Annotated in this window: 27 protein-coding genes and 1 riboswitch; of the genes, 2 read left to right on the top strand and 25 right to left on the bottom strand. The window is 47.1% G+C overall.

All coding sequences use genetic code 11. From position 1 onward, the window contains the following. The 11 genes from rpsA to EGV91_RS03450 form a co-directional block, all read right to left on the bottom strand. Complete coding sequence (gene rpsA / locus EGV91_RS03500) at nucleotides 1–1,146, bottom strand: 30S ribosomal protein S1 (protein WP_135500790.1); 1,146 nt, start codon at nucleotides 1,144–1,146, stop codon at nucleotides 1–3. Between the two features lie 75 nt (nucleotides 1,147–1,221). Continuing rightward, complete coding sequence (locus EGV91_RS03495) at nucleotides 1,222–1,806, bottom strand: lysophospholipid acyltransferase family protein (protein WP_135500789.1); 585 nt, start codon at nucleotides 1,804–1,806, stop codon at nucleotides 1,222–1,224. A gap of 1 nt (nucleotide 1,807) precedes the next feature. Beyond that, nucleotides 1,808–2,482: a (d)CMP kinase gene (gene cmk / locus EGV91_RS03490; protein ID WP_175580263.1), complete on the bottom strand. Its 675-nt coding sequence runs from the start codon at nucleotides 2,480–2,482 to the stop codon at nucleotides 1,808–1,810. A 399-nt stretch (nucleotides 2,483–2,881) separates the two neighbouring features. Then, on the bottom strand, nucleotides 2,882–3,562 hold the full coding sequence (gene prsW / locus EGV91_RS03485) for a glutamic-type intramembrane protease PrsW (RefSeq protein ID WP_135500787.1): 681 nt from the start codon (nucleotides 3,560–3,562) through the stop codon (nucleotides 2,882–2,884). 80 nt (nucleotides 3,563–3,642) lie between these two features. Beyond that, entirely contained in the window at nucleotides 3,643–4,611 is a 969-nt protein-coding gene (locus EGV91_RS03480; RefSeq protein ID WP_135500786.1) for an asparaginase, read from the bottom strand. 86 nt (nucleotides 4,612–4,697) lie between these two features. After that, on the bottom strand, nucleotides 4,698–5,666 hold the full coding sequence (locus tag EGV91_RS03475) for a YpdA family putative bacillithiol disulfide reductase (RefSeq protein WP_135500785.1): 969 nt from the start codon (nucleotides 5,664–5,666) through the stop codon (nucleotides 4,698–4,700). A 71-nt stretch (nucleotides 5,667–5,737) separates the two neighbouring features. After that, complete coding sequence (locus tag EGV91_RS03470) at nucleotides 5,738–6,496, bottom strand: metallophosphoesterase (RefSeq protein ID WP_135500784.1); 759 nt, start codon at nucleotides 6,494–6,496, stop codon at nucleotides 5,738–5,740. A 76-nt stretch (nucleotides 6,497–6,572) separates the two neighbouring features. Continuing rightward, the gene (locus EGV91_RS03465) at nucleotides 6,573–7,202 is read right to left on the bottom strand and encodes a CBS domain-containing protein (RefSeq protein ID WP_135500783.1); all 630 of its coding nucleotides are present in this window, start codon (nucleotides 7,200–7,202) and stop codon (nucleotides 6,573–6,575) included. 71 nt (nucleotides 7,203–7,273) lie between these two features. Then, entirely contained in the window at nucleotides 7,274–8,032 is a 759-nt protein-coding gene (locus EGV91_RS03460; protein WP_135500782.1) for a LysM peptidoglycan-binding domain-containing protein, read from the bottom strand. A gap of 77 nt (nucleotides 8,033–8,109) precedes the next feature. Further along, nucleotides 8,110–9,540, bottom strand: a complete 1,431-nt coding sequence (locus EGV91_RS03455; RefSeq protein ID WP_135500781.1) for a RecQ family ATP-dependent DNA helicase — start codon at nucleotides 9,538–9,540, stop codon at nucleotides 8,110–8,112. Beyond that, nucleotides 9,537–10,562, bottom strand: coding sequence for a YpbB family protein (locus EGV91_RS03450; protein WP_135500780.1), 1,026 nt, complete (start codon nucleotides 10,560–10,562; stop codon nucleotides 9,537–9,539). Before EGV91_RS03450 ends, EGV91_RS03455 begins: the two co-directional genes overlap by 4 nt. Nucleotides 10,563–10,669: 107 nt before the next feature. Between EGV91_RS03450 and EGV91_RS03445 the strand changes: the two genes are divergently transcribed. Continuing rightward, nucleotides 10,670–10,921, top strand: coding sequence for a ferredoxin (locus EGV91_RS03445; RefSeq protein WP_135500779.1), 252 nt, complete (start codon nucleotides 10,670–10,672; stop codon nucleotides 10,919–10,921). A 538-nt stretch (nucleotides 10,922–11,459) separates the two neighbouring features. Here EGV91_RS03445 and EGV91_RS03440 read toward each other — a convergent pair. From EGV91_RS03440 to EGV91_RS03390, 12 genes are all read right to left on the bottom strand, one after another. Further along, nucleotides 11,460–12,044 carry an ECF transporter S component gene (locus EGV91_RS03440; RefSeq protein ID WP_135500778.1) on the bottom strand — a complete coding sequence of 195 codons (585 nt, stop codon included), beginning with the start codon at nucleotides 12,042–12,044 and terminating at the stop codon, nucleotides 11,460–11,462. A 145-nt stretch (nucleotides 12,045–12,189) separates the two neighbouring features. Next, nucleotides 12,190–12,322, bottom strand: a riboswitch (FMN riboswitch). A gap of 181 nt (nucleotides 12,323–12,503) precedes the next feature. Beyond that, complete coding sequence (locus EGV91_RS17325) at nucleotides 12,504–12,653, bottom strand: hypothetical protein (RefSeq protein ID WP_241666096.1); 150 nt, start codon at nucleotides 12,651–12,653, stop codon at nucleotides 12,504–12,506. After that, complete coding sequence (locus EGV91_RS03435; RefSeq protein ID WP_241666095.1) at nucleotides 12,632–13,738, bottom strand: hypothetical protein; 1,107 nt, start codon at nucleotides 13,736–13,738, stop codon at nucleotides 12,632–12,634. The genes EGV91_RS17325 and EGV91_RS03435 overlap by 22 nt, the downstream gene beginning before the upstream one ends. Continuing rightward, nucleotides 13,728–14,261, bottom strand: a complete 534-nt coding sequence (gene sigX, locus EGV91_RS03430; protein WP_135500777.1) for an RNA polymerase sigma factor SigX — start codon at nucleotides 14,259–14,261, stop codon at nucleotides 13,728–13,730. The genes EGV91_RS03435 and sigX overlap by 11 nt, the downstream gene beginning before the upstream one ends. Nucleotides 14,262–14,305: 44 nt before the next feature. Continuing rightward, nucleotides 14,306–16,087, bottom strand: a complete 1,782-nt coding sequence (locus tag EGV91_RS03425) for an ATP-binding protein (RefSeq protein ID WP_135500776.1) — start codon at nucleotides 16,085–16,087, stop codon at nucleotides 14,306–14,308. Next, nucleotides 16,080–16,796 (bottom strand): response regulator transcription factor, encoded by a 717-nt coding sequence (locus tag EGV91_RS03420; RefSeq protein WP_135500775.1) that lies wholly within the window; start codon nucleotides 16,794–16,796, stop codon nucleotides 16,080–16,082. The genes EGV91_RS03425 and EGV91_RS03420 overlap by 8 nt, the downstream gene beginning before the upstream one ends. Nucleotides 16,797–16,922: 126 nt before the next feature. Then, nucleotides 16,923–18,107, bottom strand: coding sequence for a c-type cytochrome biogenesis protein CcsB (gene ccsB, locus EGV91_RS03415; RefSeq protein WP_135500774.1), 1,185 nt, complete (start codon nucleotides 18,105–18,107; stop codon nucleotides 16,923–16,925). Continuing rightward, nucleotides 18,104–19,759 (bottom strand): cytochrome c biogenesis protein ResB, encoded by a 1,656-nt coding sequence (resB, locus tag EGV91_RS03410; RefSeq protein ID WP_135500773.1) that lies wholly within the window; start codon nucleotides 19,757–19,759, stop codon nucleotides 18,104–18,106. The genes ccsB and resB overlap by 4 nt, the downstream gene beginning before the upstream one ends. A 13-nt stretch (nucleotides 19,760–19,772) precedes the next feature. Beyond that, nucleotides 19,773–20,321: a thiol-disulfide oxidoreductase ResA gene (resA, locus tag EGV91_RS03405; RefSeq protein WP_277751534.1), complete on the bottom strand. Its 549-nt coding sequence runs from the start codon at nucleotides 20,319–20,321 to the stop codon at nucleotides 19,773–19,775. 90 nt (nucleotides 20,322–20,411) lie between these two features. Next, nucleotides 20,412–21,143, bottom strand: coding sequence for a pseudouridine synthase (locus tag EGV91_RS03400; RefSeq protein ID WP_135500772.1), 732 nt, complete (start codon nucleotides 21,141–21,143; stop codon nucleotides 20,412–20,414). Between the two features lie 217 nt (nucleotides 21,144–21,360). Continuing rightward, nucleotides 21,361–21,951 (bottom strand): SMC-Scp complex subunit ScpB, encoded by a 591-nt coding sequence (scpB, locus tag EGV91_RS03395; protein ID WP_135500771.1) that lies wholly within the window; start codon nucleotides 21,949–21,951, stop codon nucleotides 21,361–21,363. After that, nucleotides 21,929–22,702: a segregation/condensation protein A gene (locus tag EGV91_RS03390; RefSeq protein WP_135500770.1), complete on the bottom strand. Its 774-nt coding sequence runs from the start codon at nucleotides 22,700–22,702 to the stop codon at nucleotides 21,929–21,931. Before EGV91_RS03390 ends, scpB begins: the two co-directional genes overlap by 23 nt. A 569-nt stretch (nucleotides 22,703–23,271) precedes the next feature. On the opposite strand from EGV91_RS03390, the gene EGV91_RS03385 reads away from it, so the two are divergent. Next, complete coding sequence (locus EGV91_RS03385) at nucleotides 23,272–23,778, top strand: DUF309 domain-containing protein (protein ID WP_135500769.1); 507 nt, start codon at nucleotides 23,272–23,274, stop codon at nucleotides 23,776–23,778. 167 nt (nucleotides 23,779–23,945) lie between these two features. Here the strand turns inward: EGV91_RS03385 and EGV91_RS03380 are convergent, their stop codons facing one another. After that, the gene (locus EGV91_RS03380; RefSeq protein WP_135500768.1) at nucleotides 23,946–24,305 is read right to left on the bottom strand and encodes a GNAT family N-acetyltransferase; all 360 of its coding nucleotides are present in this window, start codon (nucleotides 24,303–24,305) and stop codon (nucleotides 23,946–23,948) included. A 180-nt stretch (nucleotides 24,306–24,485) separates the two neighbouring features. After that, on the bottom strand, nucleotides 24,486–25,808 hold the full coding sequence (lysA, locus tag EGV91_RS03375) for a diaminopimelate decarboxylase (RefSeq protein WP_135500767.1): 1,323 nt from the start codon (nucleotides 25,806–25,808) through the stop codon (nucleotides 24,486–24,488). Nucleotides 25,809–25,852 lie beyond the last annotated feature (44 nt).

Raw genomic sequence — 25,852 nt, 5'->3', positions numbered from 1 at the left:
TTATTCGGATTTAAAGCCTTTCAATTTGTCGCCAATAACATCCCGGATGGAAAAGCCGCTGGATTCTTCCGGCATTTCGTAATCGGTATGCGAATGTTCAGCTTCTTTTTCCTGAAGCTCTTTGATGCTGAGAGACAAGCGTTTGTCGGCTTTATTGACATCAAGCACTTTCACTTGGACTTCTTGCCCTTCGCTCAACACTTCATGCGGCGTGCCGATATGCTTGTGCGCAATCTGGGAAATATGCACAAGGCCTTCAACTCCTGGCAGCACTTCGACAAACGCGCCGTAGCTGACGAGGCGCTTCACTTTGCCTGTGTGGACCGAACCTTTGGGCGCATTTTCTTCAATCGCGTCCCATGGCCCCGGAAGCGTATCTTTGATCGAAAGTGAAATGCGCTCGGAATCACGGTCGACGGACAAGACTTTGACGGTTACTTCCTGTCCTTCTTTGACGACATCCGAGACTTTTTCTACGTGCTCATGCGACAGCTGGGAGATGTGGACAAGCCCATCGACTCCGCCAATATCGACAAATGCGCCGAATGACGCAATGCGCTGGACTTTCCCTTTCAATACGTCGCCTTGGTGAATCGTGTCCATCACTTCTTCTTTTTGCGACTCTTTTTCCATTTCGACGACGGCACGGTGGGACAAGATCAGGCGGTTGTTCTCCTTTTCCATTTCCACGATTTTAAATGCCAACGTCTTGCCTTTATAATCTTCGAACGATTCAACGAAATAATCCTCTACGAGCGAAGCGGGCACAAAGCCGCGCACGCCAAGGTCCAGAACGAGTCCGCCCTTGACGACATCTTTCACTTCCGTCTCGATGATTTCGCCAGTTTCAAACTTCTTCTCAAGCAAGTCCCATGCTTGTTCAGCGTCCACTTTACGCTTTGATAATACAAAGTTCTCATCTTCGACTTTTGTAATGATCAAGTCGAGAACGTCACCTTCTTTAACTGAATCCGATGCTTTTTCGATGTGGAGGCTCGACAATTCGCTGATCGGAATGATCCCATCAAATGGCGCGCCATCAATTGTTACGGTTACTGCTTTTTCTTCGATCTTAAGAACTGTACCTTTTACGTGATCTCCCACTTGGAAGTCACGGTTTTCCGTCATGTTCATTTCCTCAGACATCAGTAGCCCTCCTTCACAAACTATACACATCTTATTTTATTCGAATTCTCTAATAAAAACAAAAATAATCACTTGTTATTTGCTATTTTCATCCAAAAGCTTCTGGATTGATGCCATAATCGCTTCTGTAACTTCCTCTGGCGTTGCTTTGCGTTCTCTGTAAGGCTCCATGATAATCGGTTCACCGAACACCACTTTTACTTTGCGGAACGCCTTATACGGGCCAATAATAGCACACGGAACAACGTCTGCATTGCCGCGCAGGGCAAAGAATCCGGCTCCGCTCAAGCCTTTTTTCAAAATGCCGTCTGTCGAACGCGTTCCTTCCGGAAACAGCCCGACTACTTCCCCGCTTTTCAGGATTTTAAGCGCAGTGCGCATGGCTTCCCTGTCGCTCATGCCCCGTTTCACAGGAAAAGCATTTACTTTAGGCAGCAGCCCGCCAAGGATTGGCAGTTTGAATAATTCTTCTTTCGCCATGAAATGAACCGTTCTTGGGGCGGTCATTCCAACAACTGGCGGATCAAGCGCATGGATATGGTTCGAGCAAAGAAGGATGCCGCCTTCTTTCGGGAATTTCTCATGCCCAACCACTTCAAAGCGGTAGAGCGGCGTTAAGGCGGTTTTCACTAAGGTTTTGCCGAATGCGTATAAATTCACCTTATGCCATCCTTTCTTGGGCCAGCGTAAGAATTTTCTGTGCCGCTTCTTGTATTGTCAAATCGGTCGTATCGATATAAATCGCATCCTCCGCTTGCTTAAGCGGAGATACCTCTCGCTCGGAGTCCATTTTATCGCGTGCTGCGATTTCTTCTTGCAGCTCCGCTAAAGGCGTGTTGATGCCGCGAACCTGATTATCAGCAAAGCGCCGCTGCGCCCGCTCTTCCACAGTCGCTGACATGAACACTTTTAATGCAGCATTTGGCAGAACGTCAGTCCCGATGTCGCGGCCGTCCATGACAACGCCTCTGCTTTCCGCAAGCTGGCGCTGCAGCTCGACCATGCGTTCGCGCACAAGTGCGTGCGCAGACATTTCCGACACCGCTTTTGTGACCTGCTGGGTGCGGATCGCTTCAGTCACTTCCTCGCCATCCATGAACACAAGCTGTCCGTTATCAGAAGGCTCTAAATCTATTTGTGTGCGAAGCAGCAACTCACCCGCTTCTTCATTGCTGGCCATATTAATGCCTTCGTTTATCGCTTTTAATGTAATGGCGCGGTACATGGCACCCGTATCGATATAAATATAGCCTAATTGCTCAGCCACTATTTTTGCTATGGTACTTTTTCCAGCCGCTGCTGGGCCGTCGATTGCGATTTGTATTGGATTCGTCAAAAATGTCACCTCATCATATGTATTCAACATATTTTAACACAAGAAAAGCGGAAGCGGACGTTTAGATTCGGTGGGGGTAAGACGGGCTGGCGAAGCGGCGTTCTGTGCCGCACAGCCAGCTTGGCTTACAACCCGAGAATCTGCCCGCTGGAGTCTGGACACAGAAAAGCGGAAGCGGACGTTTAGATTCGGAGGGGGCAAGACGGGCTGGCGAAGCGGCGTTTTGTGCCGCACAGCCGGCATGGCTTACGACCCGAGAATCTGTCCGCTGGAGTCTGGACACAGAAAAGCAGAAGCGGACGTTTAGATTAAGCGGAGTTCACATGCTCCGCAGATTGAAAAAAGCTATCCCGCAAAGTCAGCAGCAGATCTTGGGATAGCTTGGATGTCTGCATTGTTTTACGGATGCAGCGACGTGTGGTCATGGTAATGGCTGACGCTCAGTTGATGGGCCTGCTTGACTTTCCGAAGGCCGAACCACCACAAAAAGATCATGAATGGAATGACGCCGTAAGACCAGGAAGTATTCAAATACAGGATGGCGTTGTAAGCCAAGTGGAGAATCAACGAGCCAAGTAAAGCTACCCCTAACCATTTGCGGCCGCTTTTGCCTGTTGAAAACTTCGCTTTTCCAAGGTAAAAACCCATCACTACTCCAAATAAGGCGTGGCTGGAAACCGGCAGAAACGCTCTTAGGAACGCTGTCTGCATGCCGAACTCGAATAAGTATAAGATGTTTTCGATAGTGGCGAAGCCAAGTGAGACGCTTGCGCCGTAAAGAATCCCATCGTACGGATCTTCAAAATCGATATGCCGGTAAACAGCGATGATCAACACCAGCCATTTGAAGAATTCCTCGACAATACTCGGGAAAAAGACTTTTTGCGCAAACACCCTGGAGAAAACGCCTTCGACATCAAAGACGTATTGGATAAACAAAATTGGAAATGTCAGAACGGCTCCGTAGATAAAGCATTGGAAAATTAATTTCGACGGCTCCTCTGCAAAATCATCGCGCAAATAAAAGTAACTGAACAGCGCCAAGCTTGGAGCAATCGCAACAGTTAATAGAATTATCATATGGATGCCCCTTTGCTGGATTCACTCTTATTGTACCATAATCAAATGGGAAATTTTAGTTATTCCACAAGAGATGGATGTTAATTGGAAAAAGAGTCAATAGCTATTTGTTCAGAAACCGACAGCAAAACGGCCAGCTTAATCCGGGCTTTTTTACTATCGTAATCGCTGCCCAGCAGCACGCCTTTTTGCATCAAGTCATGTGCGCTTCCTAGGTAACCGTAGCTTGGGTAGACACGCCCTTCTTCTGCACTCGTCGTCAACAGCACCACGACGCCTTTTGCCACTGCCTTTTCAATCGAATCCACCATATAAGGTGAAATTTGCCCGCGCCCTGCCGCTTCCAGCACGATACCTTTTGCGCCACCCTGAACCAGCAGATCGATGAGCAGACCGTCTTGCCCCGAAAAGCATTTGACGATGTCAACGCGCGGTATGGAGATGCCCACTTTTTTGACTTCATGGTCAATCGGCTTCTGGTAAACACTGACAACATTATTGTCGATGATGCCTAAATAGCCATGCCCGAAAGAATCGAAGCCCTGCAAATTGCTGGAATGCACTTTTTTCACGTATTTGGCGGAGTAAATCCGTTCATTAAAGACAACGACCGTTCCGACGCCGCGCAATGTATGGTCGACAGAAACGTATACAGAGTTTCTTAAATTGGAATAGACATCCGTGCCTACATCATCCGGGGAACGCTGAGATCCTGTGACGACAATGGTTCGATGGTCGTCAATCGTCAAATCCAGGAAATAAGCCGTTTCTTCAAGTGTGTCGGTGCCATGCGTGACAACGATTCCATCAACCGATTCATCAGCCAGTTCCTTTTCAATCGCTTTTTTCAGCACTGCCCATTCACTGAACCCAATATGCATGCTCGGAAGCTGAAACACGTCAATGACGTTGACTTCAATTTCTTCAGGCAGCTGGCACAGCGCCGCAAGCTCTTTACCGGAAATCGCACCTGATTTCAGCAGTCCTTTAGAAATTTCCTTGCTGGCGATCGTTCCCCCGGTGGTGATTAAAGATACTTTCTTTTTCATGTACATCGCTCCTTATGGGGTCTATTTTACACGAATTCGTATGCGGGAAATAGCCGATTGCCAATAAAAATGATAAGAAGATGCACTTATTGTGCACCCTCTTTTGCAGCAATGCTTTCGGCTATCAAGCCGCCATGGAAGCGGCCGTTTTCGATAAAGATTTCATTGGCATTATTGCCTGCCGCAATGACCCCGGCGATGTATAAACCTTCTACGTCGGTCTCCATCGTCTCTTCATTGAAATTAGGCCGGCCGGATTCCGGATCGATGGAAATCCCCATTCTTTTCAAAAATTCATGGTCCGGATGATAGCCGATCATGGCAAAGACAAAATCATTTGGAATCCGTTCTTTTGTGTCATTAACTGTCAGCTCGACTTCGGTTTCCGTAATTTTATCGACAATCGAGTCAAATAGCATCGTGATTTCGCCTTTTCTGACCAAGCCATCAAACTCGGGCAAGATCCAGGGCTTGATGCTTTTCGAATAGCTCGTGCCGTAATAGGAAACGGTCACACGGCTTCCGGCTTTATGCAATTCAAGCGCAGCATCGACTGCCGAATTTTTGCCGCCAATGACTAGTACATCCTGGTCGAAATAAGGATGGCCTTCTTTGAAATAATGCATGACTTTAGGCAAATCTGCTCCTTCAACCGCCAGCTTGTTCGGATTGTCATAATAACCGGTAGCAGCGATGACATATTTAGCTGAATACGTCTCTTTTGACGTCGAGACGATGAATTGCCCATCTTTCTCCACTGACAGGACCGTTTCAAATGGCCGCACTTCGATGCCGCTGCGTTTCACGACTTCACGGTAATAGACCAGCGCCTGGTTGCGCTTTGCTTTGCGGTCTTCCGTGATGAACGGGACATCGCCGATTGACAGCTTTTCACTGGAGCTGAAAAAAGTCTGGTGCGTTGGATAATTGTAGATGGCGTTGACGATATTGCCTTTTTCAATAACGATCGGATGAAGGCCGATTTTTTTCAAGTCGATGGCCGCTGCTAAACCACAAGGGCCCCCGCCAATAATAATTACGTCTGTTTTTATCATTTAAATCTCTCCCGCTGTCTGTCTCTCTTTCAAGCATAATGGATTTTCCCAGCTGCTGCCACTTGAATGCGTCATCTTTCTTCAAGCGGATACACAGTCAAAAGATGGAACTCCGGATCTGCCCCGAGGCGCATCGGCAATTTAGTTGTGCCGAATCCGTTGCTGATCAACTGGACGACGCCGTCTGCAATCTCAGTTCGCCCTGGCCGATAAATCCCCAGCTTTCCGAAGCGGATCTGCCCGCCATGGGTATGGCCAGCCAAAGCGAAATCGATTTTATGCCGATCTCTTACTTTTTTGAAGACAAACGGCGTATGCGAAACAAAGATGACCGTATCGCTTTTCTGGACTTCTGAGAAAGCGGCTTCAACCGAATTTTCTTTATAGGCGAAGTAATCGATTCCGACGAGCCTTAAATGGCGTTGTCCGAATAACGGTATCGACTCGTCTTCCAGCACTTTGACATTGTATTTAGCGAAAAGCTCCCGTAATTTGGTTTCATCCATTTCACGGTCATTATTGCCCCATACAAAATAGACAGCAGCCTGCCGGGACAGGATGTCGAGATTCGCTTCCACCCGCTTCCACGGCACCCCGCCTTCTGTAAAGTCGCCTCCAATGACAATGATGTCCACCGGAAATCGGAACATTGATTCCCGCAAGGCTCTTCTGTGCACATCCGAGATAAACATCATGTCAAATGGCTGGAATGGTTTGGATGCCTGAAGCCCAATCGCTTGCCGCCGCAGGTTTATCGCGAACGCGTTCCGCACCATCTGAAAGGGCAGCGCTGCTCCAATCGCCAGCCCGGCAAAAATCAACTTTTTCATATAAATCTTTTCCTTTCCATAAATAAAGAGGCATAAGCAGAGCGCTGCTTATGCCTCTTTATGGGTTATTTCCCAATCAGTCTTCTGCGATATCCAATACCCGGAATCCTGATTTTTCAAGCTCTTTTACGAATTTTTCAACATTGTCTTTTTTCTTTATTTTCAAGACAATTCGACGCACAAGCTTGTCGGTTTCATCAAACGTCACTAGCGAGATGACGGATTCTTTGAACTTTTCGATGATATCCCCAAGGCGCCCGATACGGCCTTCTGATTCCACTGAAGTGAACGTAATGCGCGTTCCTTCAGACTGCATGCCGAAAGCGCTTTGCAATTGGGTCATTACGTCATAGCGTGTGACGATGCCCAGGAATTCATTTTTCTCCACAACAGCGATAATCGGGAAATCATTCAGTTCGACAATCGCTTTTTCGAAAACGTCATCAATTCCCAGATAAACGTCCTGGTTGACCATGACGTCTCCAATTTTAGTGGATTTCATAAAATCCTCTTTGCTCATACCTGAGTGGAAAAACGCACGGTAACCATGGAACCAAGTGAATATCCCTTTGAAATCATTGCCATCGACAACTGGAAGCGCATCAATTGAATGCTTTTCCAACAAATCAAACCCTTTTTGGACTGAATCTTCCGGGTTTACCGTAAAACACTTTTCTTTTTTCACCATTACACTTTTCACAAACATCCAATTCACCTCTGCCTTATACTTTTTTCACTCTTTATGTTCTTCGCCATCCGAATAACTATATCCTGCAATTAAGGCAAAACCAATGTGGATCCAACTGTAATTTCATTTGAATTCAAGCCGTTTGCCGCTTTGATTTTTTCAACACCCGCACTTGCTCCAGCGCTGCCATACGTATTAACGGCAATGCGGTAAAGGGTTTCACCCGACTGGACAGTATGTGTCTTTGATGCAGCGACAGGTGCAGCTGGTGTTTCTTGTTTTTTCTGTTCTGCAGCAGCTTGTTCTTTTTGTCTTTCTGCTTCCGCACGCTGGCGTTCTCTTTCAGCTTCCGCTTGAGCGGCTTCTTTTTCTGCCTGCTCTTTTTGTGCTTGCTCTTTGGCAGCAGCAGTTTTCTCCGCTTCCTGCTGCGCCAGTTTATCAGCGGCTTCTTTTTCTGTTGCTTCTTTTTCTGCTGCTTCTTCTTTTTCTTCAGCTGCTTTTGCAGCCTCGGCTTTTTCAGCGGCAGCCGATTCTTCAGAATCCTCTTCTTCCGTCACCACTGGAACCAGCGGCGCATCAGGAATCGGGGATTCCAGGCTCACTTGATCACTGGATGGGTTTGCCGTCAACGTATCATTGGGTTCATAGAAAAAAGCGACATAAATCAGTATGCTAACAGGAATTAATATGAAAAGGAAGAATAACGTCGTCAATAAAGCACTTTTCGTTTTTTTCGGCTTTTCTTTAACCGCCTTGCGCTGCGCTATTCTAGAAGCGGCTGCATTGCCTAGGACACTGACTTCCTGGCGGTCTTTTTCAATGGCGTCACGATAATTTTGTTTTCCCATAGTTGACTGCTCCTATCCTAATCTGATAACTCTATTATGCCGAAAAAAATCAACTTTGTAAACGAAATATCGGAAAATTATCCCAATGGCAATAGTGCATTTAGCCGATTTTGCCAATTGTCCAACTCGCTTTTTTGGTATTTCTGCTTCTTTTTTTCAAATACTTCATAATTAAGGCCATCATTTACGCAGCAATTGACGGGTTTGTCTCTCACTTCCTGGTCAAAGCAGCCGACTAAATATTCCCGGATGCAGCCTGCCAAATTCACTAATTTTTTCATCTTATCAATTTGGCGGATCTTCTCCTGCCGAATCATGTCGATTCTCGCCACAGTTTCTTCCGCAGTCATTTGGCTCAGCCAATAAGAAATCACGCGGTAAGCCGTTTCCCGGACGATCCCTTCCTCGACCAGCCGTTTGCTTTCCTGGCTATTTCCAGCCACCACTTCAATTTCGTGGCGGTTCGGGAGCTCATCCATCACCAGGCTTTCCATCAGCATTTCATCTCCGGACGCGTATAAAAGTGTGGCAAGCGCCGGCTCACCGTCGCGCCCTGCCCGCCCAACCTCCTGGACATAGCCTTCTATGGAAGTCGGGAGCTGGAAATGGATCACGTGGCGGATGTCCGCAATATGGACGCCCATGCCGAATGCATTGGTCGAACACACCCACTCCAATTCGCCGTTCTGGAATTGTTGTTGGACGAAGATGCGGTCCTGATGCTCCATTCCGCCGTGGTAATATGCTGCCCTTAAGCCCATTTCCAGCAGCAGCTCTGTGATTTCCTGTGATTTTTTGCGGGTACCTGCGTAAATGATGCCTGGCCCCTCGAATTCCTGGACAAACGATTTCAGCCATTCTATTTTGTCGTTCGGCTTTTCAAAACGTTTGATGTCATAAGCGATATTTTTCCGGTCCATCGGATGCGTATACACATACGGATCTTTCAGCTTAAGATAGGCCATAATTTCATCAGTCACTTTTTTTGTAGCCGTTGCAGTTAGAGCCAGCACTTGGGGATTTCCTAATACCGGCAAGATTTCAGCTATGCGCAGGTAATCCGGCCGGAAGTCGAAGCCCCATTGCGAGATGCAATGGGCTTCATCCGCGACCAGCAGTGAAATTCGGATGCGCTGCAATTGGTTTTTCACAAATGGCTGAACGAGCATTTCAGGAGAAATAAAGATGAAACGATAGCTTGCTAAATTGTCCCATATCTTCTCCCTTTCGGCCTGCTTTACAAACGAATTGATGGCAACAACTGATTTTTCACCCATCTTTTTTAATTGGGCAACCTGATCTTGCATCAGCGACAGCAGCGGCGATACGATCAATACACTGCCCGGCAGCCGATGTGCAGGAAGCTGATAGCACATCGATTTCCCCATTCCCGTTGGCAACAGAGCAATTACATCGCCTCCTTCAAGAATTTGGCTGATCACTTCACGCTGCCCCGGACGGAACGATGTAAAGCCATATGTATTGAAAAGCAGTTCCTCTAGTTTCATGAAATATCCTCCTTCACAGCAAGCGCTAAGCGGATCTGGAAATAACTCGCTTGCGGCAGCATCTCCTTAATATCCCGCAGGCGTTTGGTATTGCGCTGTGCGCTTATTTTCGTGATGCTGCGAAATAGATCCTGCGGAATGAAAACGGTATAGTCGAAAGCCGGATCGTTCATGGCCAATTCCACGAAATGGTCTTCAATCGTGCTCGTTTTCAATTGCCGGACAGCCGCAATTTCATCAAGGGATAATCCCTGCTTAAATAATTTATCGGTGCGTTCTGCCGATTCAGTTAGTGATGACCGCTGGACGACTCCGTTCAATAGCGGTGAAAAAAGCGGAAAATCGCCGCTTTCCAAAACTTCAAGCCAGGCGTGCAGAGTTTCGATGACCTCCAGCTGGACGTCCAAAGTATGCAGTCCTTTTCCAGCAGCTATCTGCTCCCACGTCAAACCGCTTAAGCGGAGTCCCGTCAGCCGCTGCATCAACATCATTTTGTTTTCTTCAGCTACATTTGCTGCTCCGAGGCTATCGTGCAGTTCTTTTTTAAAGCGGCCGGCAATTCCAGGATCCCGGAAATCGATGCGAACCAAGTATTCTTTCACCCACGCCTGCAGATCGACTGCATTATGCACCGGGTCGAAGCTGTATACGCTCTGGCTCGTATGCGACAAAGTTTGGACAATTAATGACAGGCGATTCAAAAAGAGGATTTCATTGCCGCGGTATTTCCAGCCGTTGAGTTTGCTTGGTGGAATCTTCATACCCAAAGCAGCTTCGGACAAATCGATGACCTGCTCATTGGGGCGCAGCAGATTGCGAGCAAAAAGGCTTTGTATCACCTCATCATATGCATTCTTATCCAACTTCGGCATCACTGCGAAATAAGGGTGAAGCCGATAATAGCCGATGTCCTGAATCGTCTGTCCGGACTTCTTGCCTTTGATCAAATGGAAGGGCGAAGACACGGTTCTTTCAAGATTTACGGCTTTCATAATTGAAATGACAAGTTCTTCAAAAAGCAAGTGGCGCCCTCCTGACGGTTTTTTGTTGAAAAACTTAACAAACACCTTTAGAATGAATACGGTAGTAAAAATGAACTTGTTCGGAGATAAAGGAGAGGGAAACTAATATGGCTAAGTATACCATTGTCGATAAGGATACTTGTATCGCTTGCGGCGCTTGCGGAGCAGCTGCACCGGATGTTTATGATTATGACGACGAAGGAATCGCGTTTGTTATTCTAGATGATAACATGGGGACTTCCGCAGTTCCAGACGAATTGGAAGAAGACATGGAAGATGCGTTCGAAGGTTGCCCGACTGATTCTATTAAAGTATCAGATGCACCATTCGACGGAGATGCCCTTAAATACGAAGATTGATTTGATCTGCAACAGACAGCGCCGAAGCTTAAAAGCTTTGGTGTTTTTTTATATATTGGAAAATGTAGACGATATTACGCAAAACAGCCCGCTAAAACATATGCTCCTGCATAGCTGCGCTGCTTCGTCGCAAAGATATGCCCTAACTACTTTCGGCCATATCTTTCCTGCGGGCTTGCGCCGAACTAACTCGTGCTAAAGCCCGAGTGGATTTCGGCACTTCATCGCTTCACTGCTCCCTTGGGAGTCGGACTGTTTTGCTCCATATCTGATTATCAGCAAGAATATGCAGGTTTTTAATTTTTCAGCTACTTAAATAAAAGAAATAATTCGCTATTAAGAAATACCTTTGAATGAAGCGGAAGTCGGCGACTCCTGCGGGATCAGTGGGTCAATGGAGACCCCGGAAGCCCGCGCAAAGCGGGCTGAGGAGGCTTCATGCCCACCCCGCGGAAAGCGTCCGCCTAGAGCGAAATGAAAAGCTTATTACATACAAAAAGGCACCGAAGCAGCAATCGCTTCGGTGCCTTTGTTCTATTTATTGTGGCAGGTAATAGCGCCGCTGTTTTTCAATCCATGTGTGCATGCTGCTGAACATGAGCAGGACAACCGCAGTCAAGGCCAAGCCTTTGATCAGGTTGAACGGCAGAATCCCAAGAACAATCGTGCCGAAAAGCGCGTTGCCTGTTTGTGCAGGCATGTTCAGGAAGTAGGTGTACATTGGCAAGAACACCAAGTAGTTCAACAAGCTCATGCCGATTGCCATTGATAGCGTACCAGCAGCAAGACCAAATACCATGCCTTTTTTAGATGAGAATTTACGGTAGATCACATATACCGGCAGGATGAACAAAATGCTTGTCGCAAAGTTCGCCATATGCCCTACAGGCACTCCGGTCGGGCTTCCAGCAAATAACCAATCCAGCACGTTTTTAAAAAACGCGACGAGGATTCCGGCCACTGGCCCCATTGTGATTGCGGCGATCAAAGCCGGCACATCACTAAAATCAACTTTTAAAAATGCAGGTAAAGCTGGCAGCGGGAAGTTGAACAGCATTAAAATAAATGAAATGCTGCTCAACATTCCGATTGCAACCATCGATTGCAATTTTTTGTTCTTCATATTCCTCTCTCCTTGTCGTGATTCACCAGAAGAAAGGCTTGGACAATGCGGCCGTACAATAAAACCCTTAAGCAACAAGCGCTTAAGGGAGAAAAAGGCACATTTAATAAACGTATCGCCTAGTTATAGGCGGCACTGTCCGCACCTTCACCTTCTCCCATCCAGACTATACTGTCGGCTTTGGAATCTCACCAAATCCTGCTTTTTACGGCTCGCGGGCTTATGAACAATGTTCAATTACCGCCGGTAGGGACTTTCACCCTGCCCCGAAGATGAATCGATATTTTATTTTACATCCTAATTCTAGTGTAAAGAAGCTGTAATGTAAACAAGAATGCTCAATAATTTGCCTGCACGCCCACTATTGGACGTTTGAGGGACATTTGCTTGAATTGAAAATGCGAAAAGCCATCGTCCGGGCAATCCGGACAATGGCTTTGGCTGTTCAAAAGGAAGAATTCATTTCACTTTCCACGCTGCCCCGTTCGGAGCAACCGGTTCCGGAAGCGGGCGGCTCAGGTCCAAACCGCTCCATTCCTGTTGTTTGGTGTTTTCAAGCTGAACGGTTTTGTCGAACGCTTTCGCTGTCAGCGCCAAGCTTTCAAGCATGCGCGCCCCCTCTGCCTCTTCGAGCGACCCGAAATCGAATTCCGCTGTGAATTCATGGTAACAGACGTGTCCGTCTCGGTAACCGTATAGTCAATGGTTTCAGGAATTGTATTCTGGTGCAAGTCTGACGGTGATGATTTCAGGGCTTCCACCGCTTCTTTCGCAGTAGCGTGCGGCATATTATAGCCTGGCACCAAATATGTTTCGCCCCCATCTGTGGTGTGGGCATAATAGGCGACGTTTTCAACCGCTGGTTTTACAGGTTCCATCGGTCCGATCTGATCGAATTCCGCTGGAGTGCCATCTTCATTTTGAATGAGGATTTCATCGGCATCCGTGAACGTTTCCTGCAGCGAGGCTATATAAACTTCATAGCTTGCCGATGCTAAATCGTATTGGTGGTCTGCAGGCAATAAATGCTTGACCGTGCGGCCTTCCATCGATAATTGCCCAAGATAAGGGTGGTATTCATTGAAACCGATAGCCTTTTCATCAATCTGGCTGGCGTATTTATTGTAAAGCTCTACGGAATTTGGCGCTGTATTGCCGAAATCACTGGCGATTTGGGCATCGGGTATCAAAAAGCCGACTGGAATGACCATCGCGTTTTCAGTCAGGCCAATGGTGAACAGTGTAAATCCTTCCAGCTCTTCTTCATAAACGGCAGTTCGCGCCGATTGCGGATTGTCATCTTGATACGTCGTAGCCGACTCTTCTGATGCGGCAGGTTCTTGTCCATCACTGCCCGAGCTGCCGCTTGACTCTTCTTTTGCCGAATCCGCCGACTCCGCTTCTTGGGTCGAAGCTTCCTGTGCTTCGTCAGCAGTGCTTTCTGCATTTTGCTCGTTCAGCGTGAACGCGCTGTCGATGCCATTCTGATTTAGAATGGATGCGACCAAAAATCCGATTGTGATGAAAGCAAGGGCGGCAACAAGCAACGGCAGCCAACGTTTCGGCTGTTTTTTCACCGCCGCTTTCTTATCCAGACGGCTATAGACTTCTTCTTTCGTCCGGTCATCCCGGATTGTGGGGAAATCCCGCAACAAATTTTCGATGTGGTCATCGTCCCATCTGTTATTCGGCATTCATTGCTCCCCCTTCCTTTGCGCTTATTTTTTCACGCAACGATTTAATGGCGCGATGTTGAGTGGTTTTGACTTTGCCTTCTGTCCACCCGAGCACATCTGCCGTTTCAGCAATCGATAAATCTTGGAAAAACCGCATGATGATGACCATTTTCTGATCACCCGTGCACTCATCAAGCATTGTATAAAGAAGGATTTTGTCCTCGTTCAGTTCAGCTACTTCTTCAGGAATACGTTCTTTTGAAACCAGCTGCTGCGTTTCCCAATCGAAAAAATCCGTCGAATGCTTTTTCCTGACCGCCGTTTTTCGGAAATGGTCGATCGCCACGTTTTTGGCAATGGAAAAAAGCCAGGTCTTTTCAGAGCTCTTGCCCTCAAAGCGGTCATAAGCCCGGAACACCCGAATGTATACCTCGTGCATCAAATCTTCGGATAAGTGCCTGTTTTTCACCAGATAAATCAGGAACTGGAATACATCCTGATGGTACTCGTCGTATAGGCGATGGAAAACGGAGTCATTCATATACTCCCCCCGTTCGTAGATTAGTCGTTCTCCTCCACATAAAGTTACATTTTTTTCAACGGCAATAAAAAGATGAAGGAAGTGCCTTTGCCGACTTCGCTTTCTGCGGAGATTTTGCCGCCATGGGCATTGATGATGTTGCTTGCAATGGCGAGGCCGAGGCCGGTTCCGCCTTTGCCGAGCGTTCTTGCTTTGTCCGCCTTATAAAAGCGTTCAAAAACGTATTGCAGATCTTCTTCCGGTATGCCGACACCGGTATCGTTCACTGATATTTTTGCGTAGCCTTGTTGTTGTTCGATAAGGACCTTGACGTTTCCTCCTTGAGGGGTATGCCGGATCGCATTGTCGATCAAATTGGTCATGACCTGTTCAATGCGGTCTTCGTCCAGTTCAGCGGCCGCCCAATCATCAATGACGCTTTCGAAGTCCAGTTCTATGCCTTGTTCTTTGGCGATTGGCTGGAACTTCAGCGTCATGCGTTCGATAACGGAGTTGAGCTGGACTACTTGGCGGTACAGGCGCATATGGCCCGATTCCATCCGTGCTAAATTCAGCAAGTCCGTCACTAGCCGGCCCATACGCTGGGATTCTTCATAAATGATTTTAGTCATTTCGCGCCGCTCTTCTTCTGAAGTGCCAACGTCGTCGAGCAATGCTTCGCTATAGCCTTGGAGCATCGCAATCGGTGTCCGCAGCTCATGGGATACATTGGCGATAAAGTCTTCGCGGAGCTTCTCCAAGCGATGCTGTTCCGTCATATTGTGCAAGACGGCCACAGCGCCGCGGATCGAATCTCCACTGTACAACGGGCTGAAGGTGATGGCGTAGTATGCGCCTTCCATTTCCAGCTCTTCTTCGATTTCCTCTTCGAAATCGAGAACGTGTTCGAGCATATGCTCCATTTCCGAAGGCAACGGGTCGCCTTTTTCCATGCCGCGTTTCATCAGCCATTGCTGAAGCAACTTCTCGGCGGGAGGATTGCTCAACAGAATTGTCCGGTCCTGGTTGAACGTGATGACGGCATCTGCCATCGAAGTCAATATACTGGAGAGCTGTTCCTTCTCCTGGTTAATGACTTCCACGTGGTGTTTCAGCTGCCGGCCCATCTGGTTGAAGGCGGTGGCAAGCTGGCCAATTTCATCGCTTGACGTCGCCTTCACTTTCGTATCAAAATTCCCTTTCGCCAATTCAAAAGCCCCCTCCCGCATATTGCGGAGCGGTGACGTGATGCGCGTCGAGAGAAAAAATGCAAAAACAGTTGTCAGGATAAAAGCGATGAATGCTGATAAAAAAACGATATTGGTGGTACGTTCCGCTGTGCGGTCCATCACCTCGAGCGACTGGTAGATGAAGACGACACCGTGTTCCTCTTCCCCCGTCTGCAAGGGGCTGGCCAGAACAATATAAGATTCCATCATATTCTCTTCCGTTAACGACGGCAGCAGCATTTCTTTCATTACCGTCTCATCGGTTTCAAACACCTTCTGGAAAGAAGGTTCTTGCAAAATCGTTTTGCGCAATTGATCGCCGTTAAGCCCTTCATGTATAAAATAAGAGCTTTCTTCCGGCACTTCGGCGATAACCGCATTGGTCTCTGCACCCAGGATATCTTCCATGATCAGTAAAGAGTTTTCAAACTCCCCGTGGTCATTGAAGATGCGGGCTATTGTGGCAGCTTCCTTATTCAAGGTTTCTTCCACCGATTCACTATGGTAATTACCGAAAAATTCGAGCAGCAGCACAGTAACAATGAACAACACAAAAGAAACGAGAAGCAATATGGTAATCCATAGCTTCCCGACGACACTGTTCCACAACCTATTCATTGCCTACCTCGAATTTATAGCCTACTCCCCAAACGGTAACAATCATTTTAGCAGCTGACTCGGATACCCGGTTCAATTTCTCCCGCAAGCGTTTTACGTGCGTATCGACTGTCCGCAAATCTCCGAAGAAATCGTAATGCCACACTTCTTTCAGCAAATGTTCGCGGTCAAACACCTTATCCGGTGATTTCGCCAGGAAGTACAGGAGTTCGTATTCCTTCGGCGTTAAATTGACTTCGACGTTGTCTGCCGTCACGCGATGGGCGTCATGGTCGATCGTCAAATGCGGAAAGACCACCAAGTCTTTCGACACCGATGATTTTGTGATCGGCGAGTAAGCGGAAGATCTGCGCAAAATCGCTTTGACGCGCAGTACGACTTCACGCGGGCTGAACGGTTTGACGATGTAATCGTCTGCGCCGGATTCAAATCCCTCTACGCGATTTGCTTCTTCGCCTTTGGCTGTAAGCATGATAATCGGCGTCATTTTCTTTTCACGCAATTCTGTGCTCACTTCGATACCGTCTTTTTCCGGCATCATAAGATCCAGCAGGATGCAATGGTAGTCTTTTTCAGTGGCCATTTCAAGTGCCTGAACACCGTTTTCCGCTTCTTCAACCAGGTAGCCTTCACGCTCAAGGTACATTTTCAATAAACGCCTAATTCTCTCTTCATCATCCACAACCAGGATGGTAACTTCCTCTGACATAATAACCCCTCCAACTTTTGTATCTTAGTTTTCATTGTACCGTCAAGATTTGGAAAAATAAATTAAAAGCCTTTTCCACTAAGGGAAAAGGCTCATATTATGTGTCTAAAATTATTTGCGTAGCTTTTAAGCGTAAGAATGGAGGCCGGCGATGATCAAGTTAACAGCGACCAAGTTGAACATGATGATCGCAAAACCAGCTACGCCAAGCCAAGCAGACTTTTTGCCTTGCCAGCCTTTTCCAAGGCGCAAATGCAAGTATGCAGCGTAGAACAACCAAGTGACCAATGCCCATACCTCTTTCGGATCCCAGCCCCAGAAGCGGGACCAGGCAATCTGTGCCCAAATCATGGCGAAAATCAACGCACCCAGTGTAAACACGGGGAAGCCGATAATAATGGCACGGTAGCCGATTTCATCCATCAGCTGGAGATTGACGTTTTTAACGAACGGCTTCAAGAGTGCCGCAATACGCTTGCGCGCAATCAAACGGATGATCCAATAAAGGATGGTACCGAAAATCAGCGACCACGCAACAGTCGTCAATTTGCTGGCATTGACGACCGCCGGCGTTTCAACGAATGGCGTCAATGTGCCTTCAGTCATTTGCGTGTATTCGTTCATGCCGAAAATCGGCGGCATTTTGTACGTAATAGCAGCATCTACGCCTTCTTTGTCGACATACGTAAATTCTGCTTCATAGCCAGTCGCTGTGAAATAAGTGCTGGCCACAACAAAACCTATGACGAGAACAAGCGAGTACATAATCGCTTCCAGCCAGAAACGCTGTTTCGATTTTTTCGTCATATCGACTTCTTTCAGCAAGAACACCAGCCCGGCTGCTGCACTGATTGCCAGAATCCCTTCCGCGATAACAACTGTGCTGACATGGATTGCAAGCCAATTCGATTGCAAAGCAGGAATCAGCGGGCTCACTTCGCTCGGGAACATGCTTGCGAAAGCAATGATCAATAGCGCTACCGGAAGTACGATCATGCCGATAACCGGTGTTTTGTATAATGCGTAAATAACGATGAATCCACCGACAAGCGTCATGCCGAACGCTGTCGTAAATTCGAACATATTGCTAAGCGGTGCGTGCCCAGTAGCTCCCCAGCGTGTAAAGAAATAGCCGAGGTTTGCAAGAAATCCGAACACGGTGATAGCGAAAGCGATGGTTCCCCAACGCTTTTCTGATTTGAATGTACCGGCTTTATTGCCTTTTACAGCTCCACCGAATACGAATGTTGCAATCAGATAGGAAATGAATGCAACATACAGTAGATTGGAGCTAATGTCAGTTAAACTCATGGCGTCAATTCAGCCTCCTCTTTCTCGAGCTTCTCAATTTCCTCCTGTTGATCGGTATAAGCAGGAAGCGATGCGTATTCTTTAACTTGGTCGAGATCTTTTTTCAAGCCGAACCAGTTTTTATTCGTATGGCCCGCCAAAATGATTCCGCCATCTGCCTGCTGTTGAATCCAGAAGCGGCGGTGGTTAAAGTACATGCCCTGCGCAACGCCGATCATGAAGATTAATCCGCCTAAGCCAAGAATCGGCAACGTCCGGTCTTTGCGGATGGTCAGACCGGAAACGTCACGGGTTTCAACGCTCTGGAAAGCCAATTTGTAGTCATTGTCGCCAAAAGGTTCGACGGTATTCTGGATCGTGATGAAGCTCGTTTCCCCTTGCGGCGTTTCAGGCGTCGTCATTTCGATCAGAAAGCCTGGATTGTTTGGCAGCGGGGTTTTCGTTTGAGGTTCCCCGTCTTCAAAACCGGAAAAATCCGGGTAATAGCCAAGCAGTTTCACCACGGAACCACCGTCAAGCGTGTATTCTTTTTCAGGATTGATCAAGTCGATTGTCAAGTTGCCAAGCGACTCTTCTGTCTCCTTATTCGTCAATGCGAATGTCATGGTTTTCAGTTCATCTTCTTTGAAATCCATCTGGTAAACGGCGTAGCCGTCGAATTTCAGCGGCTGGTTAACACGGATCGGGTATTCTTTCACTTTTTCAAGATTCGTTTCACCCGGCAGCGCGTCTTCAGGCTTTTGGTACAGCACGACATCGGTCTGGTAATTCTTCGCGACTGTGCCTACGCGGTCAAGCGCTTCACCGAATTTTTCCTCGCCATCTTCGCCTGTGTAGTTCTCCACTTCAAAACCTTTGTTTTCCAGCGTATAACCTGGCGCTTCCGGTATTGCCCGCGTTTCGCCTTCCCGCAGCCATAAAGTTTCGTCTACGTAGAATCCTGGCATCATCCGAAGCATGACGCCGAACAGGAAGATGATGAGCCCGATGTGGTTGACATAAGGGCCCCAACGGGAAAATCTGCCTTTTTCAGCCAATAGGCCGTTTTTGTCAGTTGATACCTTGTATTTCAATTCCTTCAATTTCGCTTCCGCTTTTTGCATCGAATCCGCATCTGCCGGACCTTCAGCGTAAATGCGCTGCTTGTTCATAAAGCTCTGGTGGCGCAGAACGCGCTGATTCTTCAGTGAACGGTAAAGCGGCACAAAACGGTCCAAACTGGCAATGATCAGCGAAATCGCCAGCATGCCGACGAGGATAATAAACCAGAAGGAATTGTATAAATCATTAAAGCCGAGGAAATAATAGACTTTCCCGATGCTGCCATAAACGTCTGAATAATAAGCTTCAATCGTTGCGTCTGTTCGCACCGGAACAGTGACATATTGTTCCTGCGGCAAGATGGTACCGATTGCAGCCGCAACAAGAAGGGCCACAATGATAGAGACACCGACTTTGACACTGGAAAAGAAATTCCAAATTTTGTCGACAATCGATTTGTTATAGGTTTGGGAACGCCTAGCCGTCCCTTCGTAGCGCATGTCTACAAGCTTGCTGTTTTGTTCTTTTTCAGTCAAAGACCGCCCGCAGGCTTCGCAAAGAACAGTTCCGGGCGGATTTATATGGCCGCACGTGCATTGCATTTTCTCCATCCGAAAAAACTCCTTATTCAGGTTTGATTTCTTCCATATACCCTTTAATATCTTGCTCTGTCATTTCACCTGTGACGACCCGTTCAATCTTGCCTTCCGGATTCACCAGCACAGTTGTCGGCAAAGGGCGGATATTATATGCGGTCATGACGTCTTTCGTTTTATCGATGACAATCGGGAATGATAATTTGAATTGGTCAGAAAATGACTGCACTTCAAAATCCGATTGGGCGATATTGACAGCTAACACTTGGACTCCCTGGTCTTTATATTCTCCGTACTGGCTGTCCATTGCCGGCATTTCTTCTTTGCACGGTTCACACCAAGTACCCCAGAAATTCAAGAATACTCCTTGCCCGCGATAATCCGACAGTTTATGCTGATTCCCATCAAGGTCCGTCAATGAAAAGTTAGGCGCGTCATCACCGACTTCAAGCAGGCTGACGTCATCAGCTGTCGCGCTATTGTAGATGGTGTAGCCGATTGCCGCAATCAGCAGCAGCAAGATCACCGAACGCATAATCAGGCGATTGGTCTTTTTCTTATTCTTTTTTCCGTTCAATTTACTTCCCCCTTCGAGGCCAGAATGCAAATTCAATTATAGCAAAGTTTCACTGGGCTACAGCGACCACTTTTGAAGTGTTTGTGAACGTTAGTTGCGCTTGCCTGTATCCGCCAATACGCGTAAAAGCTTCACTTCATGCGCTGACAGCTCGCGTGATTCCCCTGCATTCAAGCCTTTCAGCGTCAAAAATGCGAATTGCTCACGGCTCAATTTCTGCACCGGGAAGCCGATTGCCTCGAACATTCTGCGGACTTGGCGGTTACGCCCTTCGTGGATCGTGATCTGGACAATCGCTTTGCCTGTTTTCTTATCGCCCGACAAGAGTTTGACTTTCGCAGGAGCGGTCATGCCATCTTCCAATTTGATGCCGCGTTCAAGCTTTTGGAGATCTTCCTTGGCCGGTATGCCTTTCAAGCGCGCCACATAGGTCTTATCGATTTCAAATTTCGGATGCGTCAGCGAGTTCGCGAACTCACCATCATTTGTCATGATCAACAAACCGGATGTGTCGTAATCCAAGCGCCCTACCGGATAAATGCGTTTTTCAATATCGCTGAAAAAGTCTGTGACGACTTTCCGGTTTTTATCATCGCTAACCGCCGAAATCACGCCGCGCGGTTTATATAATAAATAATAGACTTTCTGTTCTTTCTCCAATTGGACACCTTCAACTTCAATCGTGTCGTTCTGGGATACTTTCGTCCCCAGCTCCTTGACCACTTTTCCGTTGACCCGTACTTTGCCGTCCAAAATCAATTGCTCCGACTTGCGTCTTGATGCAACGCCTGCATGTGCAAGCATTTTCTGTAATCTCTCCATAAGTTCACCTCATTGATATATTTGCTGCCCTTAAACACGGGCATAGAAAAGCGGAAACGCCATTGCTAAAACAGTGATTTATCCGTTCGTCTCTCTCGGAATTATGTCACATTTCCGGCCAAAGCGAAAGCACATAGCTCAGGTCTTAAAGCCGGAAAAGCGCGTCTGCCAAAGAAAAGAAGACTGCTCCGATCCACAGTCTTCCAACGGCCCAACATTAAACTACAGCTTCTTCTTTAAAAGCTTCCTGAAATTTCGTCATGAACAAATCTGTTTCTTCGTCTGCGCTTTCTTCTGCTTCATCCGGCAAAGCAGGCAGGTCATCCAAGTTCTTCAAGCCGAAATAGTTCAGGAACTCCGTGGTCGTGCCATAAAGAATGGCCCGCCCAGTGCCTTCGGCTCTCCCTGCTTCTTGCAGCAAACCTTTCGCAGCAAGGGTGTGAAGCGGCTTTTCGCTTTTAACCCCGCGCAAGTCCTCTATTTCAAGGCGCGTAATCGGCTGTTTATAAGCAACGATCGCCAGCACCTCCAGAGAGGCTTGAGACAAAGCTTGCGGCGTCGGGTTCTCTACCAGCTTCTGGATGATGTCCGCCACTTCCGGCTTGGTCACTAATTGGTAAACCCCTGCAAGTTCTTTCAGGGAAATGCCATTTTCAGGTGCTTTATATTTTTGTGTCAATTCATCGACACTTGTTAAAATCTGCTGTTGATCCGCTTCGGTCAAAAATTGAAGCTGCTTCATTGTCAATCCGTCATCGCCTGCAACAAACAGCAGCGCTTCTATTTTACTCGAAAGAGTCGTCTTCATATTCCCACTCCTCTTTTTTAAGTTCCACCATCAAATCTGTAAAATTCTTTTCCTGCTCAACTTGAATCACTTGCCGCTTCATCAGTTCCAGCACCGACAAGAACGATATCACCAGCACCGTTTTGTCATTTGAAGGAAACAATTCAGTAAATGGCGTCCGGCCTTTGGCAAGTTTCAAGCGCCCAACAATCGAGGACATCTGGTCTTTGATCGAGATTTCATGACGCGCTACACGGGCAGACAGCGGTGCCTTCATTTGTTTGCGGCGCAGCATCTTCTGGAATGCGCCCAGCATATCAAACGCATTAACTTCCAAATCAACGTTTTCAGCTTGTGCGTCGGCTTGAAATTCAGAAAGATCCATCGGCGCTTTCGTAAAGATAACCGAACGATTTTCTTCAAGCTCCTTTAATTTTCCGGAAGCTTCTTTGAATTTCCGGTATTCGACCAAGCGTGAAACCAATTCGTCGCGCGGGTCCTGTTCTTCAAGATCAAAAGAGATGTCGTCCATTTCCCCTTCATGGACAGGAAGCAGCATTTTGCTTTTGATCGCCAGCAGCGTCGCCGCCATCACAAGGTACTCGCTTGCTTCATTGAGTTCCAGGACTTGCAGAGCCCGGATATGTTCCATATACTGTGTAGTGATTTGTGAAACAGGAATATCGTAAATATCGATTTCCAAACGATGTATTAAATGCAATAATAAATCAAGAGGGCCTTCGAAGGCATCAACTTTTACTTCATATGACATGGTCCGCCACCTGACTGTTAGTTTAATATATATAAGTTGAAATAATAAATGTTCATAATCGATATTCCGCAAACCAGCTGCGCTTGCCGCGGACGAGCGCCAAGCCTCCTCAGTCGCTTCGCTCCTTGCGGGGTCTCGGCTGTCTCGCTTTCCCGCAGGCGTCTCCGCTGGTTTGCTCCATATCGAGAAATCTCTTAGCGGAGGCGCGTCAAAGGGCTAGGCAAGGAGATGGCCAAATGGAATTTGGACCATTTCCTTTGCTTCGAAGCTAGCCCAGCGATGCAGAAGCAGAAAGTTTCTTAGCAATGAGACGAGCGGTCTTCTCGATTCATTGCGAGAACCAAGGAGTGCCAGATACTTTTGGCAACTCCTTAGCGACGAGCTTGCGCAGGAGCTACGCACTTTCATGTTTCGAAGCTAGCGTAAAGTCGCAGAAACAATCGTCTTTGCTCTGCCCAAAGCGACCGGAGCTATTTTCAATATATTATTTTTTAATCCAACTTAATATAGATTCTTATATATTTATGCAATAATCCATATTCCTTTATTATAGTAGAAAGGTGATCAAAATGCACCCACTCCAACATAAGCTGTTTATCCAATACTTGATCCATTTCAATAATGAAAAAGATTATTTCGAATGCCATGAAGTCGGCGAGGAATACTGGAAGTCTCTTGCACCAAAAGATAAAATGCATCCATTGACCGGTTGGATCCAATTAGCGGTCGGCATGTACCATTGGCGGCGCAGCAATTATCCCGGCGCCCTGCGCTCGTTTATCCGCTCTCGGGCTAAACTCGCTGACGCCGGCATTTGGGTGGAAGGCTTCGACCACGACCAATTGATCAAAGATCTCAATAACGCCATCGCTGCTGTGACTGAACGCGAGCCTTTCGGCCATTTCGACATTCCGGTCGATTCCCAGGCACTCCAGGCATCAATTGCGCAATACATGCTGGAACATCCCCTTGAAGCCCAGGATCCACATTACATCATGCACAAACATCGTTTGAGAGACCGGACGTCCATTATTAATTTGCGCGAACAACGCAAAAAAAGAAATCTGGAATTATAAAACATGAAGCGAAAGCCTCAGTAAAAATGACGCACTTTCGGCAATTTATTTTCACTTTTAACTAGCTCAATTCAATTTCTTTATTTTAATATAATAATTAAATCAAACTAAAAAGGCACTGGAATTTAATCCAGTGCCTTTTTGTGTAGAATCTAGAAACATTAAGCCTAAGTCCGGGCTTTCTTATCCATGCATTTGCGGATGAATGCTTCCGTTTCATCCGTCGTGCGCATTTCTTTTCCATTCATAAGCTGCTGGATTTTCTCAATCATGGCTTGTCCGATGCCTTCTCCCCGATGGGACGGGTTGACGGAAACGTGATGGAGCGTAAAATGATCTTCGTTCACTTCCACCCCTAATAGGCCGACAAAATCCTCACCCTTTTTCCAAAGGAATAATTGCCAATCAGGATTTTCTTCGTATATATGCATTGTCTGCTGCAATTTCTTCAATTCACGCTCTTTAGGCATGAATGAAAGAAGCCCCATCGCGATTTTTTCAAAAGATTTCTTATATCTAAATAACATATTCAATCCCTCATTTTCGTCTTTAAACGGCTTTTTCCATCCTACTATAGATTCGCAAATAACTCAAGTTTCCATGCAGTCAGACGGCTGCGACATTTTCCGCTAAAAAGAGCCAATAGACAACTCCCCAGGCAATCGCCATCACTAAGAGAATCACCAATAAAATTAAATTACTCTTTTTCATCCTTTTTGTTCCTGCAACGCGTAAGACATGTCCTGCTTCACCAAATCTTCAAGCGTTTCGCGTTTGACGACGAGTTGATGGTTGCCGTTTTCAGCGAAAACGACGGCTGGGCGCGCTAAGCGGTTGTAATTGCTGGCCATCGAGTAGCCATAGGCACCTGTACAGAATACTGCAAGGATGTCTCCTGCTTCAGCAAGCGGCAAGTCTGCTTGTTCGATCAGCTTGTCACCTGACTCGCAGCATTTCCCAGCGATGGTGTACTGTTCGGTTGCGGCTGCTTCCGCTTTATTGGCAATCAGTGAACTGTATTTCGCACCGTAAAGAGCGGGGCGGATATTATCCGACATGCCTCCGTCGACAGCAGCGTATTTCCGCGTGCCCGGCACTTCTTTCATCGAGCCGATCGTGTAAAGCGTTGTACCGGCATCACCGACAAGCGAACGGCCTGGTTCAATCCAAATTTCCGGCAGTGGATAATCCTGTACCGCCGCTGTTTCTTTGACCGTGCTGATCATGTCTTTGACATAGACAGAAGGCTCCAATGGCTCGTCTTCGGCAGTATAGCGGATGCCAAAGCCGCCGCCCAAGTTCAATACTGGGCACGTATAGCCTGTTTCTTCCCGCCATTGCGCCATTTTGCCGACCAGTTTTTCGGCTGCCATGCTGAAAGCTGCCGTATCGAAAATCTGAGAACCGATGTGGCAGTGCAGGCCCAGCAAGTTCAGGAACTGATGCTCATGCGTCTCTTTAAACGCCAAATCCGCTTGGCCGTTGTTCAAGTCAAAGCCGAATTTGGAATCTTCTTGACCCGTCGTGATGTAATCATGTGTATGTGCTTCAATGCCCGGCGTTACGCGCAGCAGTATATTCATTGGTCGTGCAAGCTCTTCAGAAAGTTTCTTCAACTGGCTGATTTCATAAAAATTATCGACAACGATGCAGCCGATTTCTTCTTTGAATGCCATGCGAAGTTCTTCTTCGCTTTTATTGTTGCCATGGAAATGGATTTTCTCTTTCGGGAAGCCTGCTTGAAGCGCTGTGTAAAGTTCCCCGCCAGATACAACGTCCAATGACAGGTTTTCCTGGGCGGCCACTTGATAAATAGCGATGCTTGAAAAAGCTTTGCTGGCGTAGGCCACTTGGTAGCCGATTCCCGCGTCTTCGAAAGTTTTTTTGAAAGCACGCGCCCGGTCCCGGAATAATTGAATATCATATACAAAAAGCGGTGTGCCATATTCTTTTGCCAGATCTACAGCATCCGTGCCGCCGATCGCCAAATGGCCTTTTTCATTGATTTTTTGTGTACCGTATAAATGCATGATGTCCCTCCTGAGCTATGCGAAATGGAAGACCTTATAAAAAA

The sequence above is a fragment of the Planococcus koreensis genome (assembly GCF_004761975.1).
GTDB classification, from domain to species: domain Bacteria; phylum Bacillota; class Bacilli; order Bacillales_A; family Planococcaceae; genus Planococcus; species Planococcus koreensis.
This window is presented reverse-complemented; position numbering and strand designations above follow the sequence as displayed.